The following is a 21,634-nucleotide window of genomic DNA, read 5'->3' as shown; positions in this document are numbered from 1 at the left end:
CAATCAGGCGGGACCATACCGCTTGCGGAGATGCTCGGTGAAATACGCGGCGTTGAGCTTTTCCCCGGTGGCGCGCTCAAGCAGTTCGGGCGTCGACCAGCGCGATCCCTGCGACCAGATCTTGTCGCGGCGCCAGTCATTGATGGCGGCGAAATTGCCCCTGGCGAGATCGCTGTCGGCTGAAGGATGGTCGCGCGTCAGCGCAGCCCATTGCTGCGCCGCCATCATGGCGCCCAGCGTATAGGACGGGAAATAGCCGAAGGCGGCGCCCGGCCAATGCACGTCCTGCATCGGTCCGTCGGCTGGGTTGTCGATGGTCGAAAGGCCAAGATACTCCCGCATCTTGGCGTCCCACGCTTCGGGCAGGTCGGCCGCCTGCAGCCGCCCCGAGACCAGCTCCTGCTCCAACTCGTAGCGCAGGATGACATGCAGCGGGTAGGTGACCTCGTCGGCGTCGACGCGGATCAGGCCGCGCTCGACCCGGTGCACATGCGGCAGGATGTCGTCCAGCGACCAGGCCTCGCCGAGATGCTTTTCCACCACCGGCAGCGCCCAGCGCCAGAATTCGGGGTTGCGGCCGATCTGCTTTTCGACGAACAGGCTCTGGCTTTCATGCACCGCCATGCCGCGCGCCTTGCCCAGCGGCCAGTGCGCCCAGGCCTTCGGCAGGTTCTGCTCGTAGAGCGCATGGCCGGTCTCGTGCAGCACGCCCATCAAAGCCGACAGGAAATCGGAGGTCTTGTAGCGGGTGGTGATGCGAACGTCGCTCGGCACCCCGCCGCAGAAGGGATGGTGCGATACCGACAGCGAGCCATGTGTGAGGTCGAAGCCGACCGAAGCCATCATGGCGAGACCAAGCTCGCGCTGCCGGTCGATCGCATAGCTGCCGGAGAGCGGCTTCAGCGGGCGCTTGGCCAGTCGCGCTTCCTGTACGGCCAGCGCTTCCGGCACGAAGCCCTTCAGGAATGTCTTCAGCTCGGTGAACACCGGCGTGATGTCGGCGGCGCGGTTGCCAGGATCGTATTGCTCCATCAGTGCGTCGTAGGGATCGAGGCCGAGCGCGTCGGCGCGCAAAGCGGCTTCCTCGCGCACCAGCGCGATGACACCTTCGAGCGCCGGCAGGAAGCCTGCCCAGTCATTCTTGGCGCGCAGGTCGCGCCAGAGCTGCTCGGAGCGCATACGCGCCACCGTCTGGCGCTCGACGAATTCGACCGGCAGGCAGGTCAGGTTGGTGTATTGGCGACGCAGTTCGCGGACCGCCGCCTGCTGCTCCTCGTTCAGCGCCTCCTGTTCGGCGGCGGCGAGCCAGTCGGCGATCTCCGGCGCGGTAGCCCTGATATGCAGCATCCCGGCCAGGGACGACATGGCTTCGGTGCGCTTCTCGCCGCCGCCGACGGCCATGTGGGTCGCCTCGTCGGCGCCGAGGATAGCGAGCGCATGTTCCAGCGCTTCGAGCTTGTGGCCGAGATCATCGAGCTTCTGAAAAGACATGGCAGGTTCCGCGTTTTGGACCGCGGGAAAAGATACCAACGCGCCAGGATTGGCAACCCTCAAAGGTGGCTTTCGCCGATGCAGCTTGCGCCGATGAGCTGGTGCGTGGAATGCTGGCTGGCGGTGGAACACCGCCATGCAGGGGAGACTAAGATGATCGGCAATATCCTGGTCGGGCTGGTGGCCCTGATCCACCTCTACATCGTCTATCTGGAGATGGTGGCGTGGGACACACCGCGCGGGCACAGGGCGTTCAACCTCAAGCCGGACTTCGCCAGCGCATCGAAGGTGCTCGCCGCCAATCAGGGGCTCTACAACGGCTTCCTTGCCGCCGGGCTGATCTGGGGCCTCTATCTCGGCGCAGCCGGATTCCAGATCAAGGTGTTCTTCCTGCTTTGCATCGCCGTCGCCGGCCTCTATGGCGCGGCGACTGCCAGCCGGAAGATCCTCTATATTCAGACCGTGCCGGCGGTGCTGGCCCTCGCTGCGCTGTGGCTGGGCTGGTGACAAAAAAGACGCCCTCGGAGCCAGATCCGGGGGCGTCAGACAGTCCCTTCCTCATTCCTGGAGATATCAGAGCGGATCTCAGCCGTTCGGATAATTCCCGCCGTCGGAGCCATCACCGATCATGAAGCCGCTGCCGGTGTCGGACATCAGCCTCTGATCGACATTGTCGAGGCGGCGCAGCAGATCGTGATATTGCGCGGCCGGGATCCGGCCATGGTCCGAAGCGGCGACCCGTTCGGCGGCCTGGCCGATATGCGCAGCACGCAGATGCAGCCACTGCGCTTCCGAGGTCGAGATGCCCTTCGTCTCGCGCGCATCCGTGATGCCCTGTTCGACGCCCCGCACCTGCTCGATCAGGCCGGTCACGCGCGGACCGGTCATGTCGGTCGGGTCGCTGGCGTCGAGGGCGCCCTTGTGATGTCCGGCGGCATAGGCGCCGGCGAGTGGAACAGTGATCAGAAGTGTCGTGAGGGTTGCGGTCCTGAGAGTCTTCAAAGAGCGCATGATGTGCGTCTCCTCCTGCTGTGGAAGGGGCAAGCGCTTTCGCTCCGCCTTCCGGAAGCGGGCCGTCCGGTTCCGTCGCGTCGCGATGGGAGGCATCGCCGGCGGTTCTCGGCCCTGCGCGTCAAAGTAGGAGCCCGGAAACGCGAAGTGTAATTAAAGAAAGATAATGTTTTCAGGCCTTGCCGACTTGGCGTTGCGCCCTAGAGCTGAGCCGGCAAACAATTTCGCGTGACTGAAAATCACCGTTCGGTGAGCTTCAGTTCAATGCGTCGGTTCTTGTTGCGGGCGTCTTCGGTGTCGGCGGGGTCGAGCGGTTGGAATTCGCCGAAGCCGGCCGCAACCAGCCGGTTGGCGGGGACGCCGTTCTCGATCAGGAACTTGACCACCGAGGTCGAACGCGCCGTCGACAATTCCCAATTGTCGCGATAGCGGCCGGCGCCGGACAGCGGCTTGTTGTCGGTGTGGCCGTCGACGCGCAGCACCCAGTTGATCTCGGGCGGGATTTCCTTTTGCAACTCGATGATGGCATCGGCGAGCTTCTTCATCTCGACCTTGCCGGCATCGTTGATCACTTCCGACCCGGTCGGGAACAGAACTTCCGACTGGAAGACGAAGCGGTCGCCGACGATGCGGATGTTCTCGCGGTCGGCGAGGATTTCGCGCAGGCGGCCGAAGAAGTCGGAGCGATAGCGGTTCAGCTCCTGCACGCGCTGCGCCAGCGCGACGTTGAGCCGACGGCCGAGATCGGCGATCTTGGTGTTGGAATCGCGGTCGCGCGTTTCGGACACATTGAGGGCGTCCTCGAGCGCGCCGATCTGCTTGCGCAGTGCCGCGATCTGCTGGTTGAGGATCTCGACCTGGCTCAGCGCCTGCTGGCTGATCTGGCGCTGGCTGTCGAGTTCGCCGCCGAGTTCCGCGGCGCGCTGGGTGGCGGCGTCGCCGGCGCCGGCACCTTGTGCCAGCAGCTGCTCGAGCCGGCTCTTCTCAGCTTCGGCGGCCGACAGCGACGCCTGCAGATTGGCCAGCGAATCGTCCTTGTCCTGCGCGCTCGAGCGCTCCAGCGCCAGCAACTGCGTCAGTTCGTTGATCTGCGAGTTGAGGCGCGTGAGCGCCGTATCTTTGCCGGAGAGTTCGCGTCCGAGCAGGAACTGCGCCAGCACGAAAACGGTGAGCAGGAACATGATGGCGAGCAGCAGCGTCGACAGCGCGTCGACGAAGCCCGGCCAATAGTCGATCCGGCGATCGGTGCGCCGGCCCCTGGCGAGAGCCATGCTAGTGGACCCCGGGTTTCTTCAGCGCGTCGGCGATCTTTTCCAGCGTGTTGCGCATCGCCTTCTGCTCGTCCGATTGGGCCTCGACCCAGTCGCGCATGATCTGCTGCTCGGAGCGCATGTTCTTGACCAGTCCGGAAATGCCGTCGGCGAGATTGGCCATGGCGGTGGCGACGCGCGGATTGGAGCCGCCGCCGCTTTCCTGCATGCTGCGCAGCCGTTCCGACAGGACCCGGATCTCGTCGGAGGATTCAGTCTTGGCCGGGTCGGCGACGGCGATGTCGGAGGAGAGATCGGTGACCGAGGACAGCCAGTTTTCAAGCTCGGTATAGAAGCGGGTCTGCGCGCGGCCGGCCTGCAGGTCGAGGAAGCCTAGCACCAGCGACCCGGAAAGGCCGAACAGCGAGGACGAAAAGGCCGTACCCATGCCGGCCAGCGGCGCCGACAGCCCCTGCTTCAGCGAATCGAGCACGGCGGCGGCGTCGCCGGTGCCGGGATCGAGCGATTCGATGGTTTCGCGGATCGAGCCGATGGTGTTGAGCAGGCCCCAGAAGGTGCCGAGCAGACCGAGGAACACCAGCAGGCCGACAAGATAGCGCGAGGTGTCGCGGCTTTCGTCGAGGCGGGTGGCGATCGAATCCAGCATGGTGCGCATCGAAGACGTCGAGAAGGCGACCGTCGAGGAGCGGCCGATCATCGCCTTCATCGGCGCCAGCAGCACCGGCTCGGTGGTTTCGGAACCGGCGCGGAAGGAATTGACCCAGCGCACTTCGCGAAACAGTCGTCCGACCTGGGCGAAGGCGAGCAGGATGCCGACCACAAGGACGCCGACGATGAGGCCGTTGAGGCCGGGATTGCTCCCGAAAGCGGTCGAGATCTGGCGGGTGAGGATGGCGGCGATGAAGGCGACGATGACCAGGAAGATGACCATGGTCAGGAGGAAGACCTGCGGGCTCGACAGTTTGTGCGGATCGTACATCAGGACATCAGAACGCCTGCCCACGCCGAAGGATCTGAGAAAAGCCATCCGTGCCCCGTTTCCGATGCTCTATTTGCCTTGACGCAATTCCGAACGGGAAGCCGCTCATACTTCCCTGGAACCGCTCCAGTGCCGCCGATCACGTAATTCGCGACTCTAAACGGAATTGTGACCAAATTGAATGGCGCTTGGCAATATTGCCCGACTGTCGGGCCGCACCACGCCGCTCAGAGGCGGTTGACGACCAGGCAGTCGACCATGGCGGCAAGATGCAGCCCGGCGCCGGTGACGACAAAGCCGTGCCAGAGGGCATTGTGAAAGTGCAGGCGTTTCCAGGCGAAGAAGATGACGCCGCAGGAGTACACGATGCCGCCGGCGACAATCAGCGCGATCGAGGTCGTCGGCAACGTCGCCACCAGCGGCTTGACCAGGACGACGCCGCTCCAGCCGGTGGCGAGATAGAAGACAATGGCCAGACGATCGAAGCGGCCGGGCAGGAACACTTTCATGGCAATGCCGGTCAAAGCAGCGGTCCAGACAAGGACAATCATCGGCAGCGCCAGCGGCGAGCCGTCGAGCTGGGCCAGAAAGGGCGTGTAGGTCGCGGCGATCAGGAGGTAGATCGCCGCATGATCGAAGCGCCGCAAGATCCACTTCGCCGGCGACGTCACCGGCCACAGATTGTAGGTCAGCGAAATCGACAGCACAGTCAGCAGCGACACCACAAAGAAGGCGGCGGCGATGTATTCGCCGGGACCGGCATGGAAGGCGGCCAGTGCCAGCAAGGCCGAGCCGGCGGCTATCGCCAGCACGATGCCGACCGCATGGACGATGCCATCGGCGATCATCTCCGCACGCGAATAGTGCCAACGCCCGACAAAAGGGATTTCAATTGGCTGGTCTGGCTGCGCTTCTCGCGAGGATAGTGAAGGTATGCTCGTCATAAAAGATCCTGCGTCACCCTTATCTGGGCGGCCGCCGGGCAGTATTTCAAGCTTTGATTGCGGATTTGCGACTGCGGCGCTTCAGCGCGCCGCGCCGGCATGCCAAGTGATCAGCGCGCCGAAAGCGGCTTCTTCACGGCCTTGAGCAGCGCGCGCTGGATGACCTCGTTGCCGGCGACGAGCGAACCCGCCTCGAGCATATCCTGGCCGCCATCCATGTCGGAGACGAAGCCACCGGCCTCGCGGATCAGCAGCAGGCCGGCGGCAATGTCCCAGGCCGAAAGGCCGGTTTCCCAAAAGCCGTCCATGCGGCCGGCGGCGACATAAGCGAGATCGAGCGCGGCGGAACCCAGGCGGCGCACGCCCGAGACCTCGGCCATCACATTGCGCAACTCGACGAGGAAATTGCCGTGCTGGCCGCGGCCGAGATGCGGCACGCCGCAGCCGATGACGCAGTCGGTGAGCTTGCTGCGGCCGGCAACGCGCAGCCGGCGATCGTTCATGAAGGCGCCGCCGCCGCGCTCGGCGGTGTAGAGCTCATCCATTGCCGGATTGTAGATGACGGCGGCGACCAACTGGCCCTGTCGCTCCAGCGCGATCGAGATGGAAAAGATCGGAATGCCGTGCAGGAAATTGGTGGTGCCGTCGAGCGGGTCGACGATCCAACGGTGCTGGTCGTCGTCCCCTGCGATCATGCCGCGCTCTTCCATCAGGAAGGCATAGCCCGGCCGTGCCTTCGACAGTTCGGCAAACAGAATGTCCTCGGCCTTGCGGTCGGCTTGGCTGACATAGTCGCCCGGTCCCTTCATCGACACCTGCAGGTTCTGCACCTCGCCGAAGTCGCGCGACAGCGAGCGGCCGGCCTTCATGGCGGCCTGGACCATGACATTGAGAAGTGCGGAGCGTGCCATCGTATCTGTTCCTGCCTACGCGTCAGTCTGCGCGGCGCATGTAGGTGAGTTCGTTGGTGTCGACGACGATGCGTTCGCCAGCGCCGATGAATGGCGGCACCAGCACGCGGATGCCGTTTTCCAGCACCGCCGGCTTGTACGAGGACGCGGCCGTCTGGCCCTTCACCACCGGGTCGGCCTCGGTGATGGTCAGCGTCACCTGGTCGGGCAGCGAAATGCCGATCGGCCTGTCCTCATAGAGCTGGACCGTCACCATCATGCCGTCCTGCAGGAAGGCGGCGCGGTCGCCGACGAAATCCTTCGCCAGCTCGAGCTGCTCGTAGCTCTGCGTGTCCATGAACACCAGTGCGTCGTCCTGGGCGTAGAGGAAGGAAAAATCCTTCAGGTCGAGCCGGATCTGCTCGACGGTCTCGGCCGAGCGGAAGCGCTCGTTGAGCTTGGTGCCGTTGATCAGGTTCTTCAGTTCGACCTGGTTATAGGCACCGCCCTTGCCGGGCTTGACGGTGTTGGTCCTGACCGCCACCCAAAGGCCGCCATCGTGCTCGATGACATAGCCGGGACGGATTTCGTTGCCATTGATCTTGGCCATGATGAGATTGATCCGGGATGCTACCAACGGCTTGGCCGTTGGTATGGGGATGGTCGCTGGACAAGCGATTTCGGGCTCCCAAGACCACAAATCGGCAGGAGAGGCAAGGGGATGCCAGATCGCCCGACAAGGGCTGGTAGCCTCAAACCTGGGCCGCAATGACTCTGCCGACAGCCTCGACGATGGCGTCCGCAGCCTCAGTCAGCCGGTTGAGATGAGGCGAACGAAGTGCGGCGACCTGCAAGGAAAGGTCGACATCTTCCGTGTTGACGAGCATGAGGCCGTCGGGAAGTCGGCGCCTTGCAAGACGCAACGGCATTAGCCCAAGGCCGTGCCCCCGACGGACCCATTCCATCTGCAAGGCCGGATCCTGTATCTCCGCCGCGATCTCGAAACAACGCCTTCCGCCGACCAGAACCGACATGAGTTTCTGGCGCGCGTCGCAAGGGGCCGGACTAAGCACCCACGGCATGGGTGTCCGGCCACCGTCTTCCGGATCGGGGACGGTGGACGCAGCTATGACGCCAAGACGTTCAGTGCCAAGCGCTTCCGGGCCTGGCTTATCCGACGATCGCAGAACAATCGTCACATCGAGCTCGCCGCGTTCGAACTGATCGATCAGTTCGGCGCTCCAGCCGGTCTTGAGCCGTAGCGACACTTTCGGGAACGCCGCCGCGGCGTTGGCGATGGCCCCGGCGATGTCGCGGTCCGAGAGGCCATGGGCGAGACCCAGGCGGAACAGTCCTTCCGGCTCGGTCTTTCCGGCGAAGGATTTCAGCGCTTCTACGGAAGCGATGATATCGCGGCCGCGCGCCAGCACTTCCAGCCCCGTCGGCGTCAGTCGCGGCGGCTTTTGCCGGCGGTCGAGCAGCGTCGTGCCAAGCATGTCCTCCAGCCGCTGGATCTGCCGGGTCACAGCGGGCTGGGTCAGCGGCAGGCGCCGGGCGACCTTCTGGATCGAGCCCTCCTCGGCAAACAGGGCGAGCGTGCGCAATTCCTCAAGCATAGCCAGAACCATGTCTCGTAGGCATAATCATTGTAAACATTATGAATTTGAAATCCATCGCCTGGCAAGCAATTTTCCTTTCAAACGAAAGGACGACGACAATGAAGGCAATCGAACTGCAGAAGCCGGGCGGCATCGACAATCTCGAGATGGTCGAACGGCCAATGCCGGAACCCGGCCGTCAGGAGATGATCGTCAGCGTCAGGGCGACGGCGCTCAACTACCGCGATGTCGAGATCGCGCGCGGCAGCTATCACACGACATTCCCCTTGCCGCTGGTGCCGCTTTCCGACGGCGTCGGCGAGGTCGTCGCGCTTGGCCCCGAGGTCAGCCGCTTCAAGGTCGGCGACCGGGTCTGCGGCACGTTCTGGCAGCGATGGGTCGGCGGCAGCTTCGCCATGGCCGAACCTTCCTACCAGCGCGGCGGCCCGATCGACGGTTTGCTGAGCGAATTCGCCCGGCTGGACGAACAGGCGGCTGTCATCGCGCCGGCGCATCTCAGCGACGTAGAGGCGGCGACATTGCCTTGCGCCGCCGTCACTGCCTGGCATGCGTTGTTCACCGAGGGCAAGCTCAAGCCAGGCGAAACCGTGCTCAGCCTCGGCACCGGCGGCGTGTCGCTGTTTGCCGTGCAGTTGGCAAGGGCGGCCGGCGCGCGCGTCATTGTTACGTCGAGCAGCGATGAGAAGCTTGCCCGGGCGAAGAGGCTTGGCGCGCATGATGGCGTCAACTACCGCGACGATCCGGATTGGTCGTCGGCCGTGCTGGCGCTGACCGATGGCCGCGGCGCGGATCACATCATCGAAGTCGGTGGTCCCCAAAGTTTCGCGCAGTCGCTCAAGGCGTCGGCGCGCGGCGCCCAGATCAACGTCATCGGTTATCTCGGCGGCAGCGAAGGGGTGATCAATCCGCTCGACATCTTCCGACGCCAGGTGAAAGCACGCGGCATACCGGTCGGCTCGCGCGAGTCCTTCGAAGCGATGAACCGGGCGCTCGCCGTCAATCGGCTGCGGCCGGTGATCGACCGGGTCTTCCCATGGGCAGAGGCAGCGCAGGCCTTTCGCCATCTCGAACACGGCTCTCCCTTCGGCAAGGTCGTGCTGGATCATACACAGTGACGTTGCGTGTCAGGGCAGGCGGTTGGCCTTCTGCAAGGCTTGCTTTGTCTGATCGTCGGTCAGCCCTTGCAGGAAATCGTCCATCTCCGGATCGATAAGGCCGGCGCGGCGGGCGACCACATACCAGGCCCCGGCCAGGATCAGGTCGGGGTCGGTTCCGATGCCGCCCATATAGAGCTTTGCCAACCGGTTCTGGGCAGCGACATTGCCGCCTTCAGCTGCCTGCTTCATCCAGTTGAAGCCGGATTTCAGGTCGCGAACACCGCCCCGGCCCTCGATCATCCAGGCGGCAAGATCGATCTGCGCGGTGTCGTAGTTCTGCCTGGCAGCCTGTGCCAGCAAGCTGCGGGCCTTTCCATCGTCGCGGGTCTTGCCGCCGACGCCATTGGCATAGACCTGCGCCATCGCATACTGGGCGTCGGCAAGCCCTGTCGCCGCGGCACGCTCATAATAAGGCACAGCCCTGGCGATGCCGGCATCGCCCGGATCCTGCTGCACGAGCAATTGCGCGAAGTTGAACTGCGCCAGCCGGTTGCCGGCCTCGGCGGCGGCCTGCATCAGCGCATAAGCTCCCTTCTCGTCCTTCTTGACGTAGCGGCCGTCGAGCAGCATCAGCGCATACTGGAACTGCGATTCAGGAATCCCCTGCTCGGCGGCCTGCGCATACCATTTGGCGGCTTCCGCTGGGTTGAGCGGCACGCCCAACCCGCGCGACAGGATCTCGGCCACCAGCGTTTGCGCCGCCGGGTCGCCATTCTGAGCCCGCACCAACGCCAGATTGTAGGCCGTCTTGTAAAGGCCGCGCTGGAAAGCGCCATAGGCGGGGTCCGCCGGCTTGGCGCCGAAACGTTCGGGGTTGATCGCGTCGGCCGACGGCAGCGGCGCGGTTGTCGCCGGCTGCGGCAGCGGGGTGTCGATCGGCTTGTCGATATGGACGCCGGAATCCGTGGCACCGGCTTTTGGAGCACCCGCATCGGGAGCGATCGCATCCGGCACGCTGAGGGCGGGCGCGCTGGTGTCCGGCCTCGGCTGCGGCAGCGGAACGGTCTCCGCCGCGATCGCTGCCCCGCTCATCAAGGCCGCAACGAGAACCGCGAGAGGAAGTCCATGTCGGCGCACGTCAGCCCTCGAAGCGCGGCGCGGTTTGGTCGAGCAGCGCATTGGCGGCGGCAATCGCCGCCTTCGGATCGGCGCCTTCGGCAAAGACGGCGCTGGACAGCGCCACGAACTCGGCGCCAGTGGCGGCCACCGCTTCTACCGAGGCGATGGCGGAACCGGCCATGACAATGCAAGGGATCTCAATCACGTCCGCCCACCATTGCCCGAGCGACAGGTTGCGCGGATGCGGTTCCGGCTTGTTGTCGTAGCCGAAGCGGCCGAAGAAGATGTAGTCGGGTCTGGTTTCGCCGAGTTCCAGCGCGTCGTCGCGCGTCTTGGCGCCACCGGCGCCGACCATCATCTTGCCCTGGAAGTGTTCGATGGTCTCGGCGAGCGCGTCCTTGGAAACCTCGACATGAATGCCGTCGGCCTGGACACGGCCGGCAATGCGGGTATCGCCGGCGATGATGACGGCGATGCCGGCCGCTTGCGCGGCCGGTACGATCTGTTCTGCAAAGGCCTGGAAGGCAGCCTCGTCCATGCCGCTCTCAGGCAGGATCAGCGAAGCGATATCACCGCCGTCGAAGGCAGCCGCAATGCGCTGCGCCGGAGCGTCCTTGGGTGCGATCAGCACGATGCGGCAGCGGTTGGGGGGTGTTGCGTCGTTCATGGCTTTCGATCCCGGGTTTCGCCTATGCCGGGCGAAGATGGTTGCATTGCGGCATAGAACAAAGCGCCCGCCTTGAACAGGCGGGCGGGGAACGATGCGCTGGCTTTGGTTTACGATCGCCGGCGAGCCGACGCTCTGCGGCTCATTTGACGGCTTGCGGGCTTTCGGCCGGCGATTTGGCCCTCCACAAAGTCCAGCCGAGATTCATGCCGGCGGCGGCGATCAGGATCGCGGCTGCGCCGACGAGCTGGGCCGGATGCAGCCGGTGGCCGAAGGCCATCACATCGACCAGGATCGCAACGACAGGATAGATGAAGGACAGTGACCCCTGGAGATGCGTCGGCAGTTTTTGGATGGCGGCGTACATCAATACGTACACCAGGCCGGTGTGAACGACGCCAAGCGTGGCCAGCATGGCCCAGCTCCAGGCATCGGCGGGCAAATGCGAGAGGTTGGCGAAGGGCGCCAGCATGACGACGCCGACGCAGACCTGGATCAGCGCGATCAGATGCGGCGGGGTGCCCTTGAGCTTCTTGGCGACGATTGCCGCGACAGCCCAGAAGAAGGCCGCTCCGAGCGCCATGACGATGCCGATGACATAATCTGTGCCGGTTATGCCGGAACCGACACCCGCATCGGGCCCTGTCTGCACGATCAGCAGCATGCCGGCGAAGGCGATGCCGAGCCAGGTCAGCTTGGCCAGGGTCAGCCGCTCGCCGAAGAACAGCGCGCCGAAGCCGACCAGCATGAAGGGCTGCGTGTTGTAGACCGCCGTGGCAATCGAGATCGAGGCGCGGGAGAAGGCGCTGAACAGCAACAGCCAGTTGATGACAATGGCCGCGCCGCCAAGAGCGGCGATGGCAACAATGCGCAGCGTCAGACTGCCGCGCAGCAGTCCGAGTGCCGCGCAGGTGATCAGCAGCGCCACCGCTCCGAAAGCGCAGCGCCAGAACACCACGTCCATGACGGGCTGGCCCGACATGACGACAAACCAGCCGATCGTGCCGACGATCGTCATCGCCGCCGTCATCTCGATCGTGCCGCGTACCGTGTTGTCCATGACAATACCTCTATCTGTTGAGGCCATAATCTCATGCCGTCTTGAGGGTTTATATGCCTTATGAAAGGTGATAAGGGGACAACACCTTATTTAATAAGGCGCGCGCTGCCCTTTTGCGAGGAGATGAAAATGCTGGACGAGTTGGACAGAAAGCTTCTCGACATCCTGATCCTGGATTCGCGGACTTCGTTGAAGGATCTGGCGCAGCAGGTCGGGCTGTCGTCGCCGAGCGTCTCGGAACGGCTGCGGCGGCTCGAGGAACGCGGCGTCATCCGCGCCTTCACCATCGAGATCGACCCGGAAGCGCTGGGGTTTCCGTTGCAGGCGATCGTGCGGGTGCGGCCACTGCCGGGCAAGCTGCATATCGTCCAGAAGCTGATCGAGGAGATCCCGGAATTCGGCGAATGCGACAAGGTCACCGGCGACGACTGTTTCGTGGCCCGGCTCTACGTGCGCTCCATCGGCGAGCTCGACAAGCTTCTCGACCGCATCGCCGACAAGGCGGAGACTAGCACCGCCATCATCAAGGCGCAGCCGATCCGGCGCCGTCCGCCGCCACTGAATTAAGCTCCAGCTTGTAGCCGATGTGGCTGGCCTTGAAGCCGAGCCGGTCATAGAAGCGATGCGCGTCCTGGCGGCTCTTGTTGGTGGTCAGCTGGACAATCTTGCAGCCGCGTTCATGGCACTGTTCGATCGCCCATTCCAGCAGACGCTGTCCCAGCCGTTCGCCGCGGCGGTCTGCGACGACGCGCACAGCCTCGATCTGGCCGCGCAAGGCGCCCTGCAGCGACAGCCCGGCGAGATAGCTGATCTGCAACGTGCCGATGACGCGGCCGCTATCCGTCATCACGGCAAGAAACTGGTTGGGGTCGGCGTCGATGGCGGCAAAGGCGTCGCGATAGGCCTTGGCGAGTGGTTCGGTGGCATCCTCGCGGCTGCGGCCAAGCGGATCGTCGGCGAGCATGACTACGATGGCAGACAGGTCGGCCGCTTCGGCGCGGCGGATGTGGGGTTCGCTCATTGTCAAAAACCTGGGGGTCAAAAACCTGGGGCCAAAACCTGATGCAGCGGGGACGGCGCCCTTATGCATCGGCGGCGATCTTGCCGCAAATCCGGAACCGTCGCTTTACGCACAGTTGATCGACCCGGCCCGGCATTTTCCCGGTCGCGGCGCAAGGGTTTCTGGGCTATTGCAGGGCAACCGTCTTCCCTCCAGCCATTTTCAGCTCATGTCAGGTCTGCTCGCCGATCCGTGGTTTTATGCCGCCGCCATTCCGGCGGTGATACTTGTCGGGCTGTCGAAAGGCGGCTTCGGCGGCGCTGTAGGCTTCGTTGGCGTGCCTTTGATGGCGCTGGCCATGCCGCCGGTGCAGGCGGCGGCCATCCTGCTGCCGATCCTGTGCCTGATGGACATCGTTTCGGTGTGGACGTGGTGGGGCGTCTACGACAGAAAGATGCTGGTCGACATGATGCCGGGCGCGGTGATCGGCATTGGGCTCGGCTGGCTGACGGCAGCGCTCGTAACCGAAGAGATGGTGCGGCTGATCGTCGGCGCTGTCGCGCTGATCTTCGTGCTGCGCTGGCTCTATCTCCAGTTCCGCCACGGTTCCGACCATGCGGCGGCGCCCAACCGCATCGCCGCCGCCTTCTGGGGCACCGTCGCCGGCTTCACCAGCTTCGTCGCCCATGTCGGCGGGCCCCCCTTCCAGGTCTATGCGCTGCCGATCCGGCTCGATCCGAAGGTGCTGTCGGGGACATCGGCGATCTTCTTTGCCGCCACCAACGCGCTGAAGCTGATCCCCTACTTCGCGCTTGGCCAGTTCGACACCGCCAACCTGACGGCGTCGGCCGTGCTGATGCCGCTGGCGCCGCTGGCCACCATCGCCGGCGCCTGGCTGGTGCGGCGCATGCGGCCGGAGATTTTTTATCCCTTCACCTACGCGACCGTGGCCGTGGTCGCGGTCAAGCTGCTTTGGGACGGGATCGCCGGCCTGCTCTAAATCCCGCTCAGGCGGCTGCCGGTTTGGTTCGCGGGGCGCTCGCAAAGGTCAGCGATGCACCACCAACGACCACGACCGCCATGGCGCCGAGAGTGGCGATGTCGTGCGCGGTCGGCTTCAGCACCATGTCGGCGACGACGACGATCATGATGACGAAATCGAACTTGACGATCCGTATCATGCGGCGCCCAAACGCTATGGCAGCCGGGGTCATGCCGTCCGCGGCAAGCATTGTGGCAAGCTTTTCGAACGAAGGCTTCAGCACGAGGATACCGGTCAGAAACGCGGCGGCGTAGCCGCAAAGGCCGATGACGACCCAAAGGTCGGAGAAGCCGGTCCATAGCGAAGTCAGCACCAGACCAGAAGCCAGGGTCGCGATAGACGCCGGCACGAACAGACGCAAGCCGAGTTTGTCCGTCGTTCTCAGCATGACCATCAGCGTCTCGTCGTCGCCGTCGCGATCGGCGAGTATCGAAACCAGCAGCATGGCGAAACCGCCGCCGAGCCAGAGGATCGCTGCCATGACATGCAGGAATTTGAAGAGAGAATACCAGTCCATTGCCGCTCCTTGTGCATCGTTCCGGGGGTAAACGCTGCTATCGCGCGTCTGCTTCCGAAGGAGGGCGGATTATCTCCGTACATGTATCCAGAAGATGCCGCGTGGGTGCCGGCTTGTTGCGGTGGCGCCGTCGCCGGATTTTACCGCCAGCCCGCACAATACCCGGCATTTGCCGGATAGACGCCGTGTCGGCATTGGCTGGTTTCGCGGCATGATCCTGAAACCTGCGGGGACTAAGCCGCTCGCGACCGACGCTCCATTTTGGCCGCGCGCGGTCGGACCAAGTCTGCAACAACCAACGAGGGTATCCCATGCAAGGCGTAGCACGAAATTTCTTCACCCTGGCCGTCATCTATTCCCTGTGCGGCATGGCGCTCGGCCTGCATATGGCGATCTCCAATGACCATGGGCAGATGCCGACCCACGCGCACACCATGGTGGCGGGCTGGCTGATGTCGGCGGTGTTTGCCTTCTTCTACCACCTGTTTCCAGCGGTCGGGCAAAAGACGATTGCCGTCGTGCATTTCTGGCTGACGGCAATCTGCGGCATCGCACTGATGATTGGGCTTTACTTTGAACTTGCCGGCCATCCGGAGATCGAGCCGGTGCTGGCTTCCTCCTCGATGGGGTTTTATGCGGCAATGCTGCTGTTCGCCTTCATTTCCTTGCCGGCTGTGTGGAAGAAGGCATGAACAAGCCGACGATCAGGCTTAGGGCACCGTTGTGCTGATACGGCACAGAAGGGCAGCGGTCGATCAAGAAATATCCGCGCCGTTAAGGGTTCATTAAGCTTTACAGGTGTTTACTATGTCCATCCAGTGATCTGGATTCTTACCGAGTGGTTGGAGCCACTTCGTTTGACGCCTCCCTGTTAAACTCCTGAGAGCCGCCTTATCCGCGGCTCTTTTTTTGTCTGCTTTTGGTCCGCTTGGCGCCCCTGCGCAGGCGTTAACCGTTTGTTAAACATGTGCTTGCCTTCGCCGGCGGCGAAGCGCATTTTCAAGCTTCAGTCATCTAGGGTGCCGGCGTGACGGCGAGAAGCCGAATCAGCCGACGGGGCAGTGCAGGGGCGTATCGATGAACGAGCCTTCGAAGGGCATCGCGAAAACCATCAAGCTGGCGGAACGCCGGGTTTTCTCCCAATCCTTCAAACCGCTCTACCAGGAAGGCATGGGCCTGGTCGAACAGGCAGCCGAGTATCTTGACGGCAAGGGCCGGGCCGAGGCCAAGAAGCTGTCCAGGCTGGCGGCGACGCTCTATGCGGCCGAATCGATGCGGCTGACCACAAGGTTGATGCAAGTCGCCTCCTGGCTGCTTTTGCAGCGGGCGGCAAATTCCGGCGAGATGACCCGCGACCAGGTCGCTTCGGAAAAATCCAAGGTGCGTCTCGACACCGCCTCGGCGCATGACGAAGCGGTCGGCTGGGGCGAACTGCCGAAGGATTTCCTCGACCTCGTCACCCGCTCGCTGCGCCTGCAGGCGCTGGTGCGCCGCATGGACGAAGAGATCTATGGCGGCGCGTTTGCCGAGACGCCTGCCGCCGCCCGCCGCGCCAATCCGGTTTCCGACCAGATCACGCTGCTGAACACGGCTTTCGCTCGAGGTTAAACGCCTCCGTTTCCGGTTTGTTCACATTTCGCTGACATCGCTGTGCGCCGGAGGTAGACTTCGCGCATGAGGGAAGCGATTCGCATTATCGGTATCGATCCGGGGCTGAGGCGCACCGGCTGGGGCATCGTCGAGAGCCTCGGCAACTCGCTGCGCTTTATCAGCTCCGGCACTGTACGCTCCGACGACAAGGCGGCGCTGGCGACACGGCTCTGCCAATTGCATGACGGGCTGGCCGAGATCCTGCATGCGGCCATGCCCCAGGAAGCGGCCGTCGAGCAAACCTTCGTCAACAAGGATGCGGTGGCGACACTGAAGCTCGGCCAGGCGCGCGGCATAGCCATGCTGGTGCCGGCGCGCGCCGGCCTTGTTGTGGCCGAATATGCCCCCAATGCCGTCAAAAAGGCGGTGATCGGCGTTGGCCATGGCGACAAGAAGCAGATCCACATGATGGTAAAGGTGCTGTTGCCGAAAGCCGTTTTCGACACCGAACATGCCGCAGACGCGTTGGCTATCGCCATCTGCCACGCGCATCACCGGCAAAGCGTCGCCTACAGGATGGCGCTGGCATGAGGGATCACGCATGATCGGCAAATTGAAAGGCACGCTGGACGAGATCGAGGAGGATTTCTGCCTCGTCGATGTGCACGGCGTCGGCTATGTCGCCTATTGCTCGGCGCGCACGCTGGCCGCGCTGCCTTCGCCCGGCGAGGCGGTGGTGCTGTTCATCGAGACCTATGTGCGCGAGGACATGATCCGGCTCTACGGTTTCCAGTCGGTGCTTGAGCGCGAATGGTTCCGGCTGTTGATGAGCAATGTGCAAGGCGTCGGCGCCAAGGTGGCGCTGGCCATCCTGTCGACGCTGGCGCCGGCAGACCTCGCCAATGCGATCGCGCTGCGCGACATCGCCATGGTCAGCCGCGCGCCCGGCGTCGGCAAGAAGGTGGCCGAGCGCATCGTCACCGAGTTGAAGAACAAGGCGCCGGCCTATGCCGGAACCGCCTCCGGCACCATCGGCCTTAAGCAGGAGCTCGGCGAAGGCGTGGCGCCGGCGCCCATTACCGACGCCGTCTCGGCGCTGGTCAATCTCGGCTATTCGCGCGACACAGCAGCCAATGCTGTCGCGGCGGCGCTGAAGACGGCCGGCGAGGACGCCGATGCCTCGAAGCTCATTCGTTTCGGGCTGAAGGAACTGGCGCGGTGAGTGATTGCTTGTCCGGTCCTTTGCCCTGTGCGAGGAAGGCCGCATGAGCCTTTCACCCCGCCTCATTGCCCCGGAAAAGCGCGGCGAGGATGCTGAGCAGACCTTGCGGCCGCAGACGCTCGCCGATTTCGTCGGCCAAGCCGCGGTGCGGGCCAACCTCAAAATCTTCATCGAGGCCGCCAAGGGCCGCAGCGAGGCGCTTGACCATGTGCTGTTCGTCGGGCCGCCGGGGCTTGGCAAGACAACGCTGGCGCAGATCATGGCGCGCGAGCTCGGCGTCAATTTCCGCTCGACCTCCGGTCCGGTGATCGCCAAGGCCGGCGATCTCGCCGCACTTCTCACCAATCTGGAAGACCGCGATGTACTGTTCATCGACGAGATCCACCGGCTCAATCCGGCAGTCGAGGAAATCCTCTATCCGGCGATGGAGGATTTCCAGCTCGACCTGATCATCGGCGAAGGTCCGGCGGCACGCTCGGTCAAGATCGATCTTGCCCGCTTCACGCTCGTCGCCGCCACCACCAGGCTCGGCCTTTTGACCAACCCGCTGCGCGACCGTTTCGGCATTCCGGTGCGGCTCAATTTCTATTCTGTCGAGGAACTGGAGCAGATCGTGCGGCGCGGCGCCCGCATCCTGCAAATGCCGCTTGGCGACGATGGCGCGCTGGAGATCGCACGTCGCGCCCGCGGCACGCCGCGCATCGCCGGCCGGCTGCTGCGCCGGGTGCGCGACTTCGCCTCCGTTGCCGGCGACGGTCACGTCGACAAGCAGGTTGCCGACGAAGCCCTGACGCGGCTGGAGGTCGACGCGCTCGGCCTCGACGCGCTCGACCGCCGCTATCTCTCGATGATCGCGCGCAATTTCGGTGGTGGGCCGGTCGGCATCGAAACCATCGCCGCCGGCCTGTCCGAGCCGCGCGACGCCATCGAGGACATTATCGAGCCCTATCTGATCCAGCAGGGTTTCATCCAACGCACGCCACGCGGCCGCGTGCTGACCGCCAATGCCTGGCGCCATCTCGGCCTCGACGCACCGAAGGATCTGGCGCAGCAGCAGATCAACCTGTTCCAGGAAGAGTAACGGAGATTTGTCCTCCGGAACGGGCTGTCTGCGCAGAATTTCCTCAAGCCTGCCAGCGTGAAGGCGCATTGCTGGATGCTATCGGGCGTCGTAGTGTCGGCGCGAACTGCTCCGATCAAGCGTCGGAGCCAGAAAAGTGATCACCAGACGCGGGTTCCTGAAATTCGCCGGAGGTTCGTTCCTCTCGCTGGCGTCGCTCAGTGCCTATGCGGTCGGCATCGAGCCGATGCTGTTGACCCATGTCAAGCGCTACCGGCTGACGCCGCCGCATTGGCCGGCGGGCTTGAAGCTGCGCGTCGTAGCACTTGCCGATATTCACGCCTGCCGCCCCTGGATGACGCCTGAGCGGATCGCTTCACTCGTCGAGGGTGCGAACGTGCTGCAGCCCGATCTGATCGTACTGCTCGGCGACTATATCTCAGGCATGTCCCTGGTGACGAACCGGGTGGAGGCCCATGAATGGGCGCCGGCCTTGTCAGGACTGAAGGCGCCGCTTGGTGTCGTGTCGATCCTCGGCAATCACGACTGGTGGCACGATCCTTTCGCGCAGCAGGCCGGAGCGGGGCCGACTGTGGCGCGCAAGGCATTGGAGGAAGCCGGCATCTCGGTTCTGGAGAACGACGCCGTGCGCCTGCAAAAGGATGGATACGGCTTCTGGATCGCCGGGCTCGCCGATCAACTGGCACTGTTACCGAACAAGGCCGCAGGCCGCGACAAATTTGAAGGCCTCGACGATCTCGACGGCACGCTGGCCAAGATCACCGACCAGGCACCGATCATCCTGCTTGCGCATGAGCCTGACATTTTCCCGAAAGTGCCGTGGCGGGTTTCGCTGACGCTGTCGGGCCACACACATGGCGGGCAGGTCAGGCTGTTCGGCTATTCACCGGTGGTGCCGTCCCGCTTCGGCAACCGCTTTGCCTATGGCCATGTCGTCGAGAATGACCGCAATTTGATCGTGTCAGGCGGGCTCGGCTTCAGCATCGCGCCGGTGCGCTTTGGCATGCGGCCGGAGATCCTACAGATCGACCTCGGTTAGAGCATGCCGGTATTCAGGTGATGCCGGCCTGCAAATGAGGTGTTCCTGCGCTTCCGGTAGTCACGGACCAAAGTCCGCTCCGTTCCGGTTCTCGGACCCCTCATTTCCGACTCGGCCTGATCTGGATCTCGACATGCCCTAGGGCTAATGGAGCGAGCGGATTGCATCCATCACGGCGGGTTCGGCCTTTTCGCCGTTGAAGGCATTGACGATGCCGAAGGCGCCGCCAAAACTCCACACCGACCATGAGAAGCCATGCGCCTCGGCGCGCGCGATCATGTCCTTGACATAGGCGGCGCGGTATTTGGGCGGCATCACATAGGGGTTGCCATACTCCTGGCGGATCATGCCGAACTCGCCCAGCGTGATGTTTTCCGGCTTGATGGCGTTGGCCTTCGCCCAGGCCTCGACCTTTTCGAACGGCGCATCGATGACGCCGAGCAGCTTTTCGTCCGTGTCCATGCTGGCGGCTTGTTCATCGAGATAGGCGAGCAGGCCGTTCCGTCTGGTCCATGGCGCCTCGGCTTTTATCTTGGCGCGGATCGCATCCAGCGTCGCATCGAGCTCGGCGCGCGGCACCGCGGTCAGCGGATAGGGCAGCCCGGTAACATAAAGAATGAAATCGCCGGCCCAGGTCGCGCCCTGATGCGTCAGCAGGAACGGGTCGTAGGAGTGGAAGGTCCAGATGAGGTTGTCGTCGGGGATCGACTTTGGGTCGATCTTGACCAGCGAAGCCGCATTGGAATAACAGGCGCCGGTCAGGATCAGCGTCAGCCTGGTGGCCGAGGCGCGCGCGGCCGCGAACAGCTTTTGCTGACGCTCCGGCCACAGGCTGGTGCCATCGCTGTCGCAGTCGACGATAGGCTCGTTCATCGGCTCGAAAGCGACCTGCGCCGGGTCCTCAGTGGCAAGCGTGCGCGCCATTTTGCGGACGACCTCGACATAGGCGTCGAAGGTTGCGGGATCGTCCATCACCTGGCCCATGCCGATCTCGCGGCCGCCGCCGGCGGGGATCAGGTGCATGTCGACGATCACTTTCAGACCGGCCCGGTTGATCATGCGCGCCGAGTCCCGCACGCTGGCATAAAGGTCTTCACGCAGCGCCAGTGTCTGATCCGACATAAACGGCGAGGGATCGACCGGCATGCGCAGAAAGTCGAAGCCGGCGGCCTTCAGTGCCTTGAGGTCATCCTCGTCGAGGAACTTGCGCCATTCCGGATAGGGTAGGATGGCTTGTCGGTCGTTCCATTTGTCTTCCCCGACCCAGGTCGTCCACTGGTCGAGGTTGAGGCCGCGCTTCATCGAAAAGCTCGCGGCCTGACCGGGAAGCGCAGACGCCGCCAGCACCAGCAGCGCTGCCATCACGGTCTTGATCATCGCCGTCAACAGTGCCATCCGGTTTGCTGCGCTGGTGATTTTGGCAAGACAGGTGCCCCGCCGGGGGCAAAAAGGAAAGCGCGATGGACGATCATGGTGAATCGGCGGCGCTTGCCGGCGGGCTTTCCGGAGCCTTGACGGAATTCGGCCATCGGCTGATGGCGCGAGTCTACTATGCCGACACCGATTTTTCCGGCGTCGTCTACCATGCGCGCTATCTCGAATTCTTCGAGCGCGGCCGCTCGGACTATCTCAGGCTGGCGGGCGTCCACCACACAGAACTTCACGAAGGCAAGCACGGCGAACGGATCGTCTGGGTGGTGCGGCGGATGGAGATAGACTTCCGCTCGCCTGCCCGCATGGACGACATCCTGACCATCGACACATCGACGCAGGATATTTCCGGCGCCCGCATCGTCATGGCGCAGCAATTGAAACGCGGGACAGAGGTTCTGGTCGAAGCAAAGGTCGAGGCGGCGATCATCGGCGAGAACGGCCGGCCGAAGCGCTTTCCGAAAGAATGGATCGCGGCCTTTCTACCAGGAGCAAGCTGATATCCAGGCCTGCCGGCCGGCAACGAGCGGCCAATCGGCAGCGCATTCGATTGTGGATGGATGG

Annotated in this window: 25 protein-coding genes; 11 read left to right on the top strand and 14 right to left on the bottom strand. The window is 63.7% G+C overall.

Annotation, left to right across the window (positions count from 1 at the left end; translation table 11 throughout):
* Window positions 1-3 precede the first annotated feature (3 nt).
* Complete coding sequence (locus tag NKH22_RS23960) at window positions 4-1,491, bottom strand: carboxypeptidase M32 (RefSeq protein WP_352911258.1); 1,488 nt, start codon at window positions 1,489-1,491, stop codon at window positions 4-6.
* 153 nt (window positions 1,492-1,644) lie between these two features.
* Here NKH22_RS23960 and NKH22_RS23955 point away from each other — a divergent pair, with 153 nt between their 5' ends.
* A complete protein-coding gene (locus NKH22_RS23955; RefSeq protein WP_023806573.1) occupies window positions 1,645-1,998 on the top strand; it encodes a DUF1304 domain-containing protein in 354 nt (117 codons plus the stop codon).
* 78 nt (window positions 1,999-2,076) lie between these two features.
* Here NKH22_RS23955 and NKH22_RS23950 read toward each other — a convergent pair whose 3' ends face one another.
* The 7 genes from NKH22_RS23950 to NKH22_RS23920 all read right to left on the bottom strand — a co-directional run bounded on the left by NKH22_RS23950 (window position 2,077) and on the right by NKH22_RS23920 (window position 8,202).
* On the bottom strand, window positions 2,077-2,502 hold the full coding sequence (locus tag NKH22_RS23950; protein ID WP_023688945.1) for a hypothetical protein: 426 nt from the start codon (window positions 2,500-2,502) through the stop codon (window positions 2,077-2,079).
* Window positions 2,503-2,741: 239 nt separating this feature from the next.
* Window positions 2,742-3,773 (bottom strand): peptidoglycan -binding protein, encoded by a 1,032-nt coding sequence (locus NKH22_RS23945; protein ID WP_023684164.1) that lies wholly within the window; start codon window positions 3,771-3,773, stop codon window positions 2,742-2,744.
* A 1-nt stretch (window position 3,774) separates the two neighbouring features.
* Window positions 3,775-4,800 (bottom strand): MotA/TolQ/ExbB proton channel family protein, encoded by a 1,026-nt coding sequence (locus NKH22_RS23940; RefSeq protein ID WP_023668754.1) that lies wholly within the window; start codon window positions 4,798-4,800, stop codon window positions 3,775-3,777.
* A gap of 179 nt (window positions 4,801-4,979) precedes the next feature.
* Window positions 4,980-5,696 (bottom strand): PAQR family membrane homeostasis protein TrhA, encoded by a 717-nt coding sequence (gene trhA / locus NKH22_RS23935; RefSeq protein WP_502908594.1) that lies wholly within the window; start codon window positions 5,694-5,696, stop codon window positions 4,980-4,982.
* A gap of 110 nt (window positions 5,697-5,806) precedes the next feature.
* On the bottom strand, window positions 5,807-6,607 hold the full coding sequence (locus NKH22_RS23930) for an inositol monophosphatase family protein (protein WP_023684166.1): 801 nt from the start codon (window positions 6,605-6,607) through the stop codon (window positions 5,807-5,809).
* A gap of 22 nt (window positions 6,608-6,629) precedes the next feature.
* Window positions 6,630-7,196, bottom strand: a complete 567-nt coding sequence (gene efp, locus NKH22_RS23925; protein WP_023668757.1) for an elongation factor P — start codon at window positions 7,194-7,196, stop codon at window positions 6,630-6,632.
* A gap of 142 nt (window positions 7,197-7,338) precedes the next feature.
* A complete protein-coding gene (locus NKH22_RS23920) occupies window positions 7,339-8,202 on the bottom strand; it encodes a LysR family transcriptional regulator (RefSeq protein WP_352911253.1) in 864 nt (287 codons plus the stop codon).
* Window positions 8,203-8,303: 101 nt separating this feature from the next.
* Here NKH22_RS23920 and NKH22_RS23915 point away from each other — a divergent pair, with 101 nt between their 5' ends.
* Complete coding sequence (locus tag NKH22_RS23915) at window positions 8,304-9,320, top strand: zinc-dependent alcohol dehydrogenase family protein (protein ID WP_352911251.1); 1,017 nt, start codon at window positions 8,304-8,306, stop codon at window positions 9,318-9,320.
* 9 nt (window positions 9,321-9,329) lie between these two features.
* Here the strand turns inward: NKH22_RS23915 and NKH22_RS23910 are convergent, their stop codons facing one another.
* From NKH22_RS23910 to NKH22_RS23900, 3 genes are all read right to left on the bottom strand, one after another.
* Window positions 9,330-10,394 carry a tetratricopeptide repeat protein gene (locus NKH22_RS23910; protein ID WP_352765346.1) on the bottom strand — a complete coding sequence of 355 codons (1,065 nt, stop codon included), beginning with the start codon at window positions 10,392-10,394 and terminating at the stop codon, window positions 9,330-9,332.
* A 46-nt stretch (window positions 10,395-10,440) separates the two neighbouring features.
* On the bottom strand, window positions 10,441-11,088 hold the full coding sequence (locus NKH22_RS23905) for a thiamine phosphate synthase (protein WP_352741537.1): 648 nt from the start codon (window positions 11,086-11,088) through the stop codon (window positions 10,441-10,443).
* Between the two features lie 142 nt (window positions 11,089-11,230).
* Window positions 11,231-12,148 carry a DMT family transporter gene (locus NKH22_RS23900; RefSeq protein ID WP_352911247.1) on the bottom strand — a complete coding sequence of 306 codons (918 nt, stop codon included), beginning with the start codon at window positions 12,146-12,148 and terminating at the stop codon, window positions 11,231-11,233.
* 129 nt (window positions 12,149-12,277) lie between these two features.
* Between NKH22_RS23900 and NKH22_RS23895 the strand changes: the two genes are divergently transcribed.
* Complete coding sequence (locus NKH22_RS23895; protein ID WP_023704892.1) at window positions 12,278-12,715, top strand: Lrp/AsnC family transcriptional regulator; 438 nt, start codon at window positions 12,278-12,280, stop codon at window positions 12,713-12,715.
* Here the strand turns inward: NKH22_RS23895 and NKH22_RS23890 are convergent.
* Window positions 12,672-13,169 (bottom strand): GNAT family N-acetyltransferase, encoded by a 498-nt coding sequence (locus NKH22_RS23890; RefSeq protein ID WP_352911244.1) that lies wholly within the window; start codon window positions 13,167-13,169, stop codon window positions 12,672-12,674. The two genes, NKH22_RS23895 and NKH22_RS23890, sit on opposite strands and share 44 nt — an antisense overlap.
* A 208-nt stretch (window positions 13,170-13,377) precedes the next feature.
* Between NKH22_RS23890 and NKH22_RS23885 the strand changes: the two genes are divergently transcribed.
* Window positions 13,378-14,148 (top strand): sulfite exporter TauE/SafE family protein, encoded by a 771-nt coding sequence (locus tag NKH22_RS23885; protein ID WP_023668765.1) that lies wholly within the window; start codon window positions 13,378-13,380, stop codon window positions 14,146-14,148.
* 7 nt (window positions 14,149-14,155) lie between these two features.
* Here the strand turns inward: NKH22_RS23885 and NKH22_RS23880 are convergent, their stop codons facing one another.
* The gene (locus NKH22_RS23880) at window positions 14,156-14,707 is read right to left on the bottom strand and encodes a DUF2269 family protein (RefSeq protein WP_023694595.1); all 552 of its coding nucleotides are present in this window, start codon (window positions 14,705-14,707) and stop codon (window positions 14,156-14,158) included.
* Window positions 14,708-15,018: 311 nt separating this feature from the next.
* Here NKH22_RS23880 and NKH22_RS23875 point away from each other — a divergent pair, with 311 nt between their 5' ends.
* The 6 genes from NKH22_RS23875 to NKH22_RS23850 all read left to right on the top strand — a co-directional run bounded on the left by NKH22_RS23875 (window position 15,019) and on the right by NKH22_RS23850 (window position 19,639).
* Window positions 15,019-15,399 (top strand): hypothetical protein, encoded by a 381-nt coding sequence (locus tag NKH22_RS23875; RefSeq protein WP_023668767.1) that lies wholly within the window; start codon window positions 15,019-15,021, stop codon window positions 15,397-15,399.
* Window positions 15,400-15,784: 385 nt separating this feature from the next.
* Window positions 15,785-16,315 carry a protease adaptor protein RcdA gene (gene rcdA / locus NKH22_RS23870; RefSeq protein ID WP_023668768.1) on the top strand — a complete coding sequence of 177 codons (531 nt, stop codon included), beginning with the start codon at window positions 15,785-15,787 and terminating at the stop codon, window positions 16,313-16,315.
* A gap of 66 nt (window positions 16,316-16,381) precedes the next feature.
* The gene (gene ruvC / locus NKH22_RS23865; protein ID WP_023668769.1) at window positions 16,382-16,888 is read left to right on the top strand and encodes a crossover junction endodeoxyribonuclease RuvC; all 507 of its coding nucleotides are present in this window, start codon (window positions 16,382-16,384) and stop codon (window positions 16,886-16,888) included.
* Window positions 16,889-16,898: 10 nt separating this feature from the next.
* Window positions 16,899-17,519 (top strand): Holliday junction branch migration protein RuvA, encoded by a 621-nt coding sequence (gene ruvA, locus NKH22_RS23860; protein WP_023668770.1) that lies wholly within the window; start codon window positions 16,899-16,901, stop codon window positions 17,517-17,519.
* Between the two features lie 43 nt (window positions 17,520-17,562).
* Window positions 17,563-18,600 carry a Holliday junction branch migration DNA helicase RuvB gene (ruvB, locus tag NKH22_RS23855; RefSeq protein WP_352911242.1) on the top strand — a complete coding sequence of 346 codons (1,038 nt, stop codon included), beginning with the start codon at window positions 17,563-17,565 and terminating at the stop codon, window positions 18,598-18,600.
* A gap of 136 nt (window positions 18,601-18,736) precedes the next feature.
* A complete protein-coding gene (locus NKH22_RS23850) occupies window positions 18,737-19,639 on the top strand; it encodes a metallophosphoesterase (RefSeq protein WP_352911240.1) in 903 nt (300 codons plus the stop codon).
* 144 nt (window positions 19,640-19,783) lie between these two features.
* Here the strand turns inward: NKH22_RS23850 and NKH22_RS23845 are convergent, their stop codons facing one another.
* On the bottom strand, window positions 19,784-21,034 hold the full coding sequence (locus NKH22_RS23845) for a glycoside hydrolase family 5 protein (protein WP_023822462.1): 1,251 nt from the start codon (window positions 21,032-21,034) through the stop codon (window positions 19,784-19,786).
* A gap of 65 nt (window positions 21,035-21,099) precedes the next feature.
* On the opposite strand from NKH22_RS23845, the gene ybgC reads away from it, so the two are divergent.
* Complete coding sequence (gene ybgC, locus NKH22_RS23840) at window positions 21,100-21,570, top strand: tol-pal system-associated acyl-CoA thioesterase (RefSeq protein WP_023673845.1); 471 nt, start codon at window positions 21,100-21,102, stop codon at window positions 21,568-21,570.
* Window positions 21,571-21,634: the final 64 nt, after the last annotated feature.

Source organism: Mesorhizobium sp. M1252 (assembly GCF_040318265.1).
In the GTDB taxonomy this organism is placed as follows: Bacteria; Pseudomonadota; Alphaproteobacteria; order Rhizobiales; family Rhizobiaceae; genus Mesorhizobium.
This window is presented reverse-complemented; position numbering and strand designations above follow the sequence as displayed.